At 38.5% G+C, this 11,492-nt stretch carries 12 protein-coding genes, 1 tRNA gene and 1 other RNA gene; 10 read left to right on the forward strand and 4 right to left on the reverse strand.

Translation table 11 applies throughout. The features are described from left to right. Positions 1–3: 3 nt before the first annotated feature. The 6 genes from BUE08_RS08940 (at position 4) to BUE08_RS08965 (ending at position 4,308) form a co-directional block, all read left to right on the forward strand. Positions 4–98 (forward strand) — tRNA-Ser (locus tag BUE08_RS08940). Positions 99–231: 133 nt separating this feature from the next. Further along, positions 232–496, forward strand: an RNA gene (gene ffs / locus BUE08_RS08945) — signal recognition particle sRNA large type. Positions 497–559: 63 nt separating this feature from the next. Continuing rightward, positions 560–2,296 (forward strand): DNA polymerase III subunit gamma/tau, encoded by a 1,737-nt coding sequence (dnaX, locus tag BUE08_RS08950; protein WP_286680768.1) that lies wholly within the window; start codon positions 560–562, stop codon positions 2,294–2,296. A 35-nt stretch (positions 2,297–2,331) separates the two neighbouring features. Continuing rightward, positions 2,332–2,643, forward strand: a complete 312-nt coding sequence (locus tag BUE08_RS08955; protein ID WP_059033244.1) for a YbaB/EbfC family nucleoid-associated protein — start codon at positions 2,332–2,334, stop codon at positions 2,641–2,643. A gap of 11 nt (positions 2,644–2,654) precedes the next feature. Then, complete coding sequence (recR, locus tag BUE08_RS08960) at positions 2,655–3,254, forward strand: recombination mediator RecR (RefSeq protein WP_059033035.1); 600 nt, start codon at positions 2,655–2,657, stop codon at positions 3,252–3,254. A gap of 520 nt (positions 3,255–3,774) precedes the next feature. Further along, positions 3,775–4,308 carry a DUF2703 domain-containing protein gene (locus tag BUE08_RS08965; RefSeq protein WP_213951736.1) on the forward strand — a complete coding sequence of 178 codons (534 nt, stop codon included), beginning with the start codon at positions 3,775–3,777 and terminating at the stop codon, positions 4,306–4,308. A 229-nt stretch (positions 4,309–4,537) separates the two neighbouring features. On the opposite strand, the gene BUE08_RS08970 is transcribed toward BUE08_RS08965, so the two are convergent. Then, the gene (locus BUE08_RS08970) at positions 4,538–5,884 is read right to left on the reverse strand and encodes an acetyl-CoA hydrolase/transferase family protein (RefSeq protein WP_281743884.1); all 1,347 of its coding nucleotides are present in this window, start codon (positions 5,882–5,884) and stop codon (positions 4,538–4,540) included. A 218-nt stretch (positions 5,885–6,102) separates the two neighbouring features. Here BUE08_RS08970 and tsaA point away from each other — a divergent pair, with 218 nt between their 5' ends. From tsaA to BUE08_RS08990, 4 genes are all read left to right on the forward strand, one after another. After that, entirely contained in the window at positions 6,103–6,537 is a 435-nt protein-coding gene (gene tsaA, locus BUE08_RS08975; RefSeq protein ID WP_059033033.1) for a tRNA (N6-threonylcarbamoyladenosine(37)-N6)-methyltransferase TrmO, read from the forward strand. A gap of 168 nt (positions 6,538–6,705) precedes the next feature. After that, entirely contained in the window at positions 6,706–7,065 is a 360-nt protein-coding gene (locus BUE08_RS08980; RefSeq protein WP_059033032.1) for a BlaI/MecI/CopY family transcriptional regulator, read from the forward strand. Continuing rightward, complete coding sequence (locus BUE08_RS08985; RefSeq protein WP_286680769.1) at positions 7,062–8,912, forward strand: M56 family metallopeptidase; 1,851 nt, start codon at positions 7,062–7,064, stop codon at positions 8,910–8,912. Before BUE08_RS08980 ends, BUE08_RS08985 begins: the two co-directional genes overlap by 4 nt. Positions 8,913–9,197: 285 nt before the next feature. Next, a complete protein-coding gene (locus tag BUE08_RS08990) occupies positions 9,198–9,674 on the forward strand; it encodes a VanZ family protein (RefSeq protein WP_286680770.1) in 477 nt (158 codons plus the stop codon). Positions 9,675–9,699: 25 nt separating this feature from the next. On the opposite strand, the gene folK is transcribed toward BUE08_RS08990, so the two are convergent. Genes folK through BUE08_RS09005 form a run of 3 tightly spaced genes read right to left on the reverse strand, consistent with a single transcriptional unit; the run spans position 9,700 to position 11,485 of the window. Beyond that, the gene (gene folK / locus BUE08_RS08995; protein WP_059033030.1) at positions 9,700–10,161 is read right to left on the reverse strand and encodes a 2-amino-4-hydroxy-6-hydroxymethyldihydropteridine diphosphokinase; all 462 of its coding nucleotides are present in this window, start codon (positions 10,159–10,161) and stop codon (positions 9,700–9,702) included. Continuing rightward, positions 10,149–11,339: a dihydropteroate synthase gene (folP, locus tag BUE08_RS09000; protein WP_286680771.1), complete on the reverse strand. Its 1,191-nt coding sequence runs from the start codon at positions 11,337–11,339 to the stop codon at positions 10,149–10,151. Before folP ends, folK begins: the two co-directional genes overlap by 13 nt. A gap of 17 nt (positions 11,340–11,356) precedes the next feature. Next, positions 11,357–11,485 carry a GTP cyclohydrolase, FolE2/MptA family gene (locus BUE08_RS09005; RefSeq protein ID WP_286680772.1) on the reverse strand — a complete coding sequence of 43 codons (129 nt, stop codon included), beginning with the start codon at positions 11,483–11,485 and terminating at the stop codon, positions 11,357–11,359. Positions 11,486–11,492: the final 7 nt, after the last annotated feature.

Consider the following 11,492-nt stretch of genomic DNA (forward strand, 5'->3'; position numbering starts at 1 on the left):
CGTGGAGAGATGGCTGAGCTGGTCGAAGGCGCGCGACTGGAAATCGCGTAACCGTGCTAAAACGCGGTTCGAGGGTTCGAATCCCTCTCTCTCCGCCATTTAAATGTTAAAAGCAGCTGTTATACCAAAGGGCGTTTAGATCGCTGAGTGTAACAGCTTTTTTGATCCTTGATTTAAGGTGTAAAGTATAGTAAAATACAATTACTACTTAACAATTGGTTATAAGTTTTGCCGTGCTAGGCGGGGAGGTAGCGGTGCCCTGTACCCACAATCCGCTATAGTGGGGTCGAATTCCCTCCAGAGGTCTTTTCCCTGTGAGGACTGACTTTGGTAAGTGGTGACGATAATCGGGTCCTGCGCAATGAAAACTTTCGAACCCCGTCAGGTCCGGGAGGAAGCAGCGGTAAGGAAGCCCTTTCATGTGCCGCGGGGGAGCCTGATTGGAGCTAACTGCCATCGTAACGCTCGGAGGGTCAGATCGACGGAGGGTGCACGGCATATAAGTTTTAGCCGCCGGTTTATAATCGGCGGCTTTAAAAATAAGTGGGAGAGATTCTTAATGTCATATGTGGCCCTTTATCGCAAATACCGCCCCCAAACTTTTGACGAAATTGTAGGGCAAAAAGCCATTGTTACAACTTTAAAAAACCAACTAAAGACGGGGAAAATTGCTCATGCCTACCTTTTCTGTGGAATGAGAGGAACCGGCAAGACAAGTACTGCGCGAGTTTTTGCAAAAGCCCTAAATTGCGAAAAAGGCCCTGCTGAAAATCCATGCAATGAATGCGATACATGCCGAGCCATATCAAATGGCAGCATGATTGATGTAATAGAAATGGACGCAGCATCAAACCGCGGTATTGACGATATTCGAGATCTAAAAGAAAAAGTGAATTTTGCTCCTTCTCAAGGGCGATATAAAGTCTACATTATCGATGAAGTACATATGCTTACAACCGAAGCATTTAACGCGCTTTTAAAGACATTAGAAGAACCACCTGACTATGTTATATTCATTCTTGCCACAACAGAACCCGATAAACTTCCATCTACAATTTTATCTCGCTGTATGAGATTTGACTTCACACGAGTTTCTGTAAACGAGATTATAGGTCAATTAGAGAAGGTTACAGGTGACTTAGATATAAAAGTGGAGAAAAGAGCATTATCCCAAATTGCAGCTTACTCTCAAGGCTCAGTAAGAGATGCGTTAAGCCTTCTTGACAAGGCAGCGGCTTTCGGAAAAGGAGAAATAACATATCAAGACGTTTTGGATTTGCTCGGAGCTGTTGGAAACGAAGTATTTTATGGGATTTCAAATGCAGCAGTAAAGGCCGATATCTCTGCAATGCTCAATGCAGTCGATGATATATCAAAACAAGGCAAAGATATTTTTAGATTTACAGAAGGACTCCTAAAACATTTTAGAGACCTTCTTATGGTTTCCATAGATGCAGATAGAAGTCTTGTAGATGCAACCGACGAAGACTACGCAAGACTTAAAGAGATTTCAAAGGAGTATACCAAGGAAAAAATACTTTCAATTATAGATATATTAAACGATGCCGAAAGCGAGATTAAATGGTCATCTCAGCCAAGGATTATAGTAGAGGCTGCACTGGCTAAACTTGTACTTCCGGCCCTTTGGAAAAAAGAAGAGGGGCACATTGCAAGGGTCCAAGAATTGGAAAAAAAGGTTGCAGCCCTTGAGGCAAGACTTGAAAATGTAATGACTAATACAGGCAGCCATGTAAAAAAAGAACCTGTTTCAGATATAAAAAATGTTACCGATAGTGTAAATGTAGCCGATTTATCTTCCAAGGCGGAACCTATAAAAGCTGATGAGCCCAAAAAGCCTGAAAAAAAGGTTAAACCTCTTGACAAAGATGAAACTGATGATAAAGAAGTATTGCAAACCATTCAAAAATCCTGGCCCAATATCTTAAAAACCCTGACCGGCAAAGGAAAAATGAAACTTATTTCATTTATTAAAGCAGGAGAAATAAAGCCTGCAAAGATCGAAAACAAGAAACTTTATTTTATAAATGAGGGTGACGCAGTTTATGAAGAGATGATTCTTGCCGAAAAGCATACCATTGAAGAAATGATAAAAGAGATTGCAAATATAGACATAACAGTTAAAGGTTTCGTGCAAAAGGGCGAAGATGCGCCTTCTGATATCAAAAATTTTGAACCAGATAAAATTGAGAAAGGCAAGAAAGAAATATCTGATGAGGAATACAGTCAGCAAGTTATAGATTTTTTTGGTGAAGACAATGTCACATTTGAAGACTAAGCAGAAAATTTGAGGGGGAATATAATTTGAAAAACATGGGAAATATGAATAAAATCATGAAACAGGTTCAGAAGATGCAGCAGGATATGGCAAAACTTCAGGAAGAACTTCAGGAGAAGACGGTTGAAGCTACTGCAGGAGGCGGAGTGGTAAAGGTAGTTGCCAGCGGAAAAAAACAAATTGTAAGTATCGACATAAGTCCGGAAGTAGTTGACCCGGATGATGTAGAAATGCTGCAAGATTTAATAATGGCAGCAACCAATGAAGCACTTCAAAAAGCTGAAGATATGGTGGCTGAAGAAATGGGAAAACTTACCGGCGGGCTAAATATGCCGGGACTCTTTTAGGTGGCGGTTAAATGGCTTATTATGCAGAACCGCTGGATCGCCTCATTAGTGAACTTTCCAGATTGCCGGGCATAGGTCCCAAAACTGCCCAGCGCTTAGCCTTTTATCTTTTAAAGATGCCAAAAGAGCGCGTAGAAAATCTTACAGACGCCATTATACAGGCAAAAAATTCCATTATTTATTGCTCGATTTGCGGCAATTTTACTGATACAGATCCATGCAGCATATGCCAATCTCCTTATAGAGACAAGAGCATTATAATGGTTGTAGAAGATCCAAAGGATGTAGTTGCCATTGAAAAGACCAGAGACTACAAAGGGGTTTATCATGTCCTCCATGGCGCCATATCGCCTCTAGAAGGCATAGGCCCTGACGACATTAAAATCAAAGAACTTCTTTCCAGGATAACTCCAGAAGTAAAAGAAATTATTATTGCCACAAATCCAAACGTGGAGGGCGAAGCCACGGCGATGTATCTTGCAAGACTTTTGAAAACCTTACAAGTGAAAGTAACCCGTATAGCTCACGGAATACCGGTTGGCGGGGACCTAGAATATGCAGACGAAGTTACACTGACCAAAGCCTTAGAAGGCAGACAGGAAATGGAATAAATAAAGCAACTATTAGAAGACCATAGTGAAAAGGTATAAGGAATGCCTTGAAACTATGGTTTTTTATTAGGTTTTTCATTAAACTTTCTCCCTTTGGAAAATCCCATAAAAAAGAAAATAAAGTTGTATTATTTATATGAATACAGGAAACAGGTTGCAGAAAATGTTAAAATAGTATAAGGAGATATCCATGAATCAAACTATAAAACTAAAAATATATAAAAAAGATTTAGAGGTGCTAGATAAATACAGGAAAAGTGGGTTTTCTTGTGATGATTTTAAAGGATGGGAAAATATGCTTCAAAAATAAATTAACAGGAGGTGCGCTACCGCATGAATTACTAACAACTATGGTGATAGCCAAACCATAGCTAAGAATTATTATTGGGGTAGGGACTACCCTTAGAGCTTGGGTAAACTTGGCAGGCTACTGCTATTGACCAAGAAGCTCCCACTTCAACGAATGAATGAGTAAGTGGTGAGTAGTTCACTATAGACTTATTTAGAGGAGGGAACATTCATGGACTGCAAATGTAACACAGGATGCTGCGGAAGCACAGAAAACAATCGCGTTGAAGGGGAAAATAAAATAATCATTGATTTTCTATATTTAGATTTAAATATCTGTAATCGATGCCAGGGGACCGGCGAAGGTTTAGAAGAAGCTATTGCAGACGTAGCAAAAGTGCTTGAGTCAGCAGGAATAGAAATAGTTGTAAATAAGATTCATATCAATAGTAAGGAAAAAGCAATACAATATAGATTTGTTACTTCACCAACTATACGAGTAAATGGAAGAGATATACAAATGGATTTCAAAGAATCTTTATGTGAGCCATGTGGAGATTTATGCGGTAATGAGGTGGATTGTCGAGTATGGGTATATAAAGGGAAGGAATACAATGTTCCTCCGAAAGCTATGATTATTGATGCTATCCTACGCGAAATATATGGCAACACCGAAAAAATGCCTGATAGCGAGGCTAATAAAGAACCGTATCAATTGCCGGAAAATTTAAGAAGATTTTTTGAATCAAACAAAAATGCAATCTAAATATATATTTATATTACCGGAAGATATCTGTCTCTTAGGGCTTTCTGCCTCTAAGAGACAGAGTGCATTTATAGCACTTTTTAACGACATCGTGAAATTATACTAAGCTCCTTAGGCTATTTTCCGTTAGACATACATGTCTGGTATTCTGAGACCGGCCCCCTGCTTTCACGCTAACATACACAAGGATTTTCTCTAAGGCGGCTAGAGGGCTGAAGAACTAACTATATTATTTGTTGCTGCGCCGCCAAATTTTCATCTTTTCTGCTTCTTTGATTAGCCCGTCCCTAAATTTAGGGTGGGCGATTGAGATTAGGGCCTCGGCTCTCTCCCAAGTGGTGCGTCCGGCAAGGTTGGCAATTCCATATTCTGTTACTATGTAATGTGCTTGACTACGTGGGGTAGTGACGGCTCCTCCAAGAGGTAGAACGGGCACAATCCTAGAGTGAACATTGCCATCCTTATCCTTGTATGTGGAAGGAAGGCAAATGAAAGCTTTTCCTCCCCTGGACTGAAAAGCACCGGTAACGAAATCGAGTTGACCGCCTGTACCACTGATTTGTCTTAATCCGGAAGATTCTCCTGATATTTGACCAAACAAATCTACTTCTATGGCGCTGTTAATAGATACTGCGTTGTCATTTGCGGCAATTACAGTAGGATCGTTAGTGTAGTCTACCGGAAAAGAAGCCAATGCCGGGTTGTCGTCTACCCAGTCATAAAGCTCTTTACTGCCCACGCAAAAGGACCAAACCGTTTTGCCTTTTAAAAATTTTTTGTTCTTATTTGTAAGCTTTCCGGCCATATCCAAATAATAGTATGCGTCAACTAACATCTCTGTATGACATCCCAGGTTTTTCAGATCGGAATCAGCTAACATTGTTCCGATGGCATTTGGCAGACCGCCGATACCGAACTGAAGATTGGAACCGTCTGTAATCTGACTTACTACAAGATGCGCAATTTTTCTTTCCTGTTGTGTTGGCAAGGCAGCCGGAATTGCCACAGGTGGCTCACCGGGCCCTTCTACTATGTAATCCACTTCAGAAATATGCACATTTTCCTGCCATCCGCCAAGACATCGGGGCAGACGAGGATTTACTTCGACAATCACTGTTTTGGCTTTTTCCACAATAGACCTAGTCGCAGAGTTGATCAGAGAAAAATTAAAAAATCCATGGTTGTCCATAGGAGCAACCTGAATCATTGCTACGTCAACCGTAAGTTCATTGCGATAAAATAGAGGCTTGTTGCGGTAAATCATTGGAATGTAGTCGCAAAGTCCTTGGTCGTGCATTTTACGATCAATACCGCTAAAGTGCCAAGAATTATAAATAAAATGCTTTCGCTCCGGGTCAATCTTGACTACTTCCGGCTGCCAAAGAGAAAGCATGCCGCGTATTTTTACATCAGTCAGTTCATCTTTGCGGGCAGCCAGGGCCTTATCCAATTCCCTAGGGTGAAGATGAGCAAAATCATAATCCACCCAATCCCCGCTTTTGACCACTTTTACCGCCTCTGCTGCATCAACCAGTTTGGATTTATACTGAGTCTGATAAAGAGTTTGATTAGGCAATGGATTATTCGCCTCCGTAGTTTTCTATGATGATAGATATTATAAATATATTACAATAATACCATAAAAACGTCCATTATCGATTGTAATATACCTGATTAGTTAAACCGATATGCAGCAGTTTCTAATATGACCATAAAAGGTTTATAATATATTCGAAAGAAGTTTCAGATATCGTTGCAGTTATAAAATCAATATGTTGAGCAAGGAGGAAATCAATGGAGATTTTAATGAAACCTATTGGCTATATTCGATCGCCTTATAAAGACAAGACTGCTGCTCCCAAACAAGGTACACCGTCAGAAGGAACAACAGCTGCTATTGAGATATTGGAGGAATACAAAGAAGGCATAGCCGATATTAAAGAAGGGGAATACGGTATCATATTATTCTATTTTCACAAATCCGAAGGCTATAAACTAACGACACTTTCTGCTAAAAGCAATAAAATTATGGGCGTGTTTTCTACAAGATCTCCTAACCGTCCAAACGGTATTGGAATGTCTATTGTCCGGTTTATTAAAAAAGAAAATAACCGACTGATTTTTGAAGGAGTAGATATGCTAGATGGCACTCCTGTGCTTGATATTAAGCCATATAGCAAAGAATTGTGTCCTAAAGATATAGCTCCGCCAAAAGATTTCTTATCTTAGCAATTTTTATACTGAAAAAGTAAATAAATTAATTGGGCCGCCATTCAAGATACGTTTTATATACTCTAAAGAATAAAGAAAAAACAACCTCTTGACAACATTGGTTTATTGGAATAAACTATACCTATAAAGATTTACTACAGTAAACCAATTGAGGAGGATTTGCTTATGAGCAAATTGAAACTTTTTGACGCAGAGTATAAACTTATGGATATTGTTTGGGAGCATGAACCTATAAATTCCACAGAGCTTACCAAGATATGCAGACAAAAGTTAGGTTGGAAAAAATCTACAACTTATACGATGATAAGAAAACTTGCCCAGCGAGATATTTTGAAAAACGAAAATGCCACAGTTACTGCTTTATTAAAACGGAAAGATGTTCAAAAATATGAAAGCGAAGCATTGCTAGAGGACAAATTTAACGGTTCACTTCCTGCATTTCTGGCGGCTTTTTTACAAGATAAAAAGCTTTCCGAAAAAGAAGCTAAAGAGATACAAAAGATGATTGAGGAGGCGACAAAGTGAGCAAACTTTTTATTACTGTACTAAATATGAGTATTACTGCAAGCTTTGCAGCTTTAATCATAATTTTCGCCCGTATGCTGCTTAGAAAATCACCAAAGATTTTTTCTTATGCACTTTGGGCAGTGGTATGGTTTCGCCTCATATGTCCTGTATCCTTTGAAAGCGCCCTAAGTCTTTTGCCCGGCCAAAACCTTATGTTTTATAACGTTGATACACTTGCAAATCCAAATGCACTATCCGAACAATATGGTGCAGGCGGTGCTGTAAAGCAAACATTGGAATCGACTTTAACAGCAGTAAATACCTCATCAAATGCGAACTTGATAGATACAGCAGTAAAAATTGCTGCAGCTGTCTGGATATTAGGGATTGCGATAATTTTGTGCCACAGCGCTATATCCTATCTTAAACTCAGAAATCGTATTTCTACTGCAACTTTTTATAAAGACAATATCTTTGAAACTGATCAAATTCATACTCCTTTTGTCCTTGGGCTTATGCGACCGAGAATCTATATTCCCACAGGGCTTGAACAAAAAGAATTGGACTATATTTTAAAACATGAGCAGATACATATAAAGAGAAGGGATTATGTTATAAAGCCCATAGCCTTCTTTACTGTAGTTTTGCATTGGTTTAACCCTATTGTATGGATTAGCTATTTTCTTATGTCAAAAGATATGGAGATGTCTTGTGATGAAGAAGTAATCAGACAGTCAAAAGAAGATATACGTGTTAGTTACTCTCGCTCACTGCTTTCACTTTCGATGAAGCAGTCAGGTCTTTTAGCTCCGCTTGCCTTTGGCGAAAGCAATATCAAAACTCGAATAAAAAATATATTAAACTACAAAAAGCCGGCGCTTTGGGCTATATGCCCTGCTTGCATTTTAGTTGTAGCAATATCAATGGCACTTGCGGCAAATCCTTCGGACAAAATAGAATATTTAGCTTCAGCTGAAAAATTCTTAGAATATAAGACGGATTATGTAGGAGATGCATCAAAGGTCGGCAATATTATTTCTCTGCTTGATTTTCCTGAAAATATAAACTATAGCTACTTTGAACTTCACACAGAAAATGTTCCTTATGGTATTACAGTGCATTTGAATACCGATGCTAAGACGAGGAATAAATATACCGGCGCTATAAATCAGACACCTTTTGAGAAAAATGCCATCATCATGTTTTCACTCATAGGTAACGTGGATTATATCAATTTTAATTTGACTGACGGCCAAAATGATTATCTGATTCAATATACAAAAGATCAAGCAGATGCTATGGTAGGGAAAGATATACGAGAATTTTCTTTAGATAAAAAAACATTTGCACAGCTTTTGAAAATAGGGGACAAGATAGAAGAAAGTTTTATCAACGAGAACAAAAATAGTTCTATTACCACAATTGGCGGAGCAGATGGACCGCTTAAAATGTATGAAACAGATAAAGTCGATAAGTCAGAACAAATTGTTGCCTTTGCATGGGAAGTAATAAACAAAGATATTGCATATTATGAAGAAAATCCGGAAGTTAAAATTATTGACAGCAAAATAACGCGTTTAGAACGCATAGAAAGCTTTGACGACTTAACAGATAAAACCATCGACGTATATGCATTGGAATATCGCCTGCTTCCGGAAGACTTAAGTAAAGTAGTTTTGGCAGGAGGCATGGACGTAGATGATGACGGCTGGCTCAAGGAAACCAGCAGTATGGGAAGCCCTTTGCTTGTAGTATCTCGAGATGATGATAGTATTGAATTTATTGGAATAGTTATGACAGGAACTGCGGTAGAAGAAGGCAGCCTGAAAACGGTTGTAAGGGAACTGCTTGAGAAAAACCAATAAAATATAATGCCCTGCAGTAAGTTTCTGATTAAAATAGAAATGCACTACTTCATAGCAAACTTTCAAGTGAAATAAAATGCAGTGCTTTACAACAAGCTTTATGACTGAATGTAAAGCCTGAATGCCTTTACAGATATGGCACTCAGGCTTTTATACTTTTGCATGAAAATTATTTGGACATAGAAAAGACCTGTATCTTTTACAAGATAGTGTTTGATTTATACGTGGGATTTTTGTATATTTAAATAGGCGATAAAAATATTTAAAGCTTATAGGTGAAACGAAATGAACTATACAGTGACTGAAAATAGAAAAATGAAAATCGGAATTCGAATCTTATTTTGCATATATTTTATCTTTTTGATAAAAGTAATTTTGTTCAAATATCCTATAAATATTGCCATATCCGCTTTAAAAGCCGGCGAAATACCTCCCTTAGCTGTAAGGCTTGAAAGCGCAAACTTTATACCAACAAAAACCATCTTTAGGTTCGTGGTTATAAGCAAAAATCTTAGAGTTTCCGCTGAAAATTTATTAGGGAATATAGCTATATTCGCGCCTCTTGGTTTTTTACTTCCCGTAATCTTAAAGAGAAAAATACACAGCCTCAAATCTGTCGTCACAGCTTCATTTTTTGTAAGCCTTGCCATGGAAACTGCCCAATTGTTATTTAATTTGGGAATTTTTGATGTGGACGATATATTGCTTAATATGCTTGGGGCGATACTCGGATACGCATTTTATAGACTAATCAAGCATTAACTTAATAAAAAGCGCAAAGCAAAAGCTATTTTTCCTTCAGTTCTTCATAAAGTTGTTTTACGGATTTGTTATATATTGGGTGCAAAAAAGATGGAGATATTTCACATACAGGACCTAAGACAAAAGAGCGGTTATGGGCATCGGGGTGGGGGATTTTAAGGTTGTCTTCATCAACTATAATATTTTCATAGAAGATGATGTCAAGATCTATATTTCTCGGTCCCCAGTGGATTTTTCGCACTCTCCCCATCTCTTGCTCAATAGAGAGCAGCTCTTTTAAAACTTCTTGAGGAGAAAGATTTGTATCTGCAATACATGCTCCGTTTAAAAAAGTATCTTGATCTTCATAACCGTATGGTTCTGTTTCTATTATGGTTGAAACCTTTATTATATTAAGTCCGCGAGCCTTCATTTTCTCCAAAGCCGTTTTAATGTTTTGCTCTTTATTGCCCATATTGCTTCCAAAGGCTATTATCACCTGCGGCACTTTATCGCCTCCACCATTTCAATAATTCTGACGTTTTCTCTTACATCGTGCACTCGCACCATATCCACATCGTGATAGGCGCAAAGTGCGGTAATAGCAAGCGTGCCTTCCAGCCTATTCTCGGGAGATTTTAAACCCAGTGCCTTACCGATAAAAGATTTTCTTGATGCAGCAATAAGTAAAGGCTTGTGAAGACTTTGAAGTTCACAAACTCTGTCCATTATCTCCATGTTATCTTCGTAAGTTTTTCCAAAGCCCAGTCCCGGGTCTAGAATTATATTGTTTTCATTCATGTTGAAACTTATTGCATAGTTAATCTTTTCGACAAAATACTGTGCGATTTCTTTTATAAGGTCATCATATGCAGGATTTTCCTGCATATTTTTAGGAGTGCCTTTTATGTGCATAAGGATATATGGGGCATTGCTTTTAGCTGCTACCTCTATCAGTCTTTGGTCAAAACTAAATCCGCTTACATCATTTATTATATCAGCGCCTGCCTCTAAAGCTTTTTCCGCTACATTTGACCTATAGGTATCTACGGAAATCATTACATCTTGGCAGTTTTCTCTGATAGCTTTTATAGCCATAACAACCCTTTTTGTTTCTTCTTCTTCGCTGATAGGGTCAGAGCCGGGTCTGGTTGACATTCCGCCAATGTCCACAACATCTGCGCCCGATTGTATCATATCCTGGGCAGTATCTAATATTTCTTGTATGCTCTGCTTTCGAGAACCAGGGTAAAAGGAATCTGAGGTGATATTTATTATGCCCATAACGCGAGTCTTATCGAAACTTAAAGTTCTGCCCCAGGGAGATTTTATAGAATTTGTCTTTTTGGCTGAAAAAAATTCTTTAAGCTCACCGCAAACATTATTCAGTTTGAAATAAGGCATCTTTTGAAGTTTTTCCATCAAGATATTGTAGTGTTTTTTAGTGCCTAAAAGGATTACATCTGACGTTTCTACACTGCAATCTACTGCATTTTTGTGAACTGCGGCGTCGCCGCCTGATGAAAGCATTTCTTGCTTTATGATATTTGCTCCGGGTGCAGGTATGCCAAAGAGTTTCAGAGGAATTATCCGGGACTTATCTTTAAATATTTTAAAAGATGCGGGATGTGCATTGACTTTTTTCATTTCATTTTCCAGATATTCTTGAGATATTTCTAATATCATGTCAGAGCTATCTCCTTTCAACTTAATGCTTTTTCAACCCAAGCAAAGGCTTCATGGTTGTGAATGCTTTCATGGCTTTCTACTTCTACTCTGTAGCATTTGAGCCCTTCTTCTTTTTCCAGCAAAAGAGCTGCATCTCTTGCCACATCCTCC

It is taken from the genome of Tepidanaerobacter sp. EBM-49, from assembly GCF_001896645.1.
GTDB classification, from domain to species: domain Bacteria; phylum Bacillota; class Thermosediminibacteria; order Thermosediminibacterales; family Tepidanaerobacteraceae; genus Tepidanaerobacter; species Tepidanaerobacter syntrophicus.

What these genes read in the sequence shown, in the direction of transcription:
- dnaX (WP_286680768.1), top strand. Translation starts at nt 560, where the DNA reads ATGTCATATGTGGCCCTTTATCGCAAATACCGCCCCCAAACTTTTGAC.
- BUE08_RS08980 (WP_059033032.1), top strand. Translation starts at nt 6,706, where the DNA reads ATGAGCAAATTGAAACTTTTTGACGCAGAGTATAAACTTATGGATATT.
- tsaA (WP_059033033.1), top strand. Translation starts at nt 6,103, where the DNA reads ATGGAGATTTTAATGAAACCTATTGGCTATATTCGATCGCCTTATAAA.
- folP (WP_286680771.1), bottom strand. Translation starts at nt 11,339, where the DNA reads ATGATATTAGAAATATCTCAAGAATATCTGGAAAATGAAATGAAAAAA.
- BUE08_RS08965 (WP_213951736.1), top strand. Translation starts at nt 3,775, where the DNA reads ATGGACTGCAAATGTAACACAGGATGCTGCGGAAGCACAGAAAACAAT.
- BUE08_RS08990 (WP_286680770.1), top strand. Translation starts at nt 9,198, where the DNA reads ATGAACTATACAGTGACTGAAAATAGAAAAATGAAAATCGGAATTCGA.
- recR (WP_059033035.1), top strand. Translation starts at nt 2,655, where the DNA reads ATGGCTTATTATGCAGAACCGCTGGATCGCCTCATTAGTGAACTTTCC.
- BUE08_RS08955 (WP_059033244.1), top strand. Translation starts at nt 2,332, where the DNA reads ATGGGAAATATGAATAAAATCATGAAACAGGTTCAGAAGATGCAGCAG.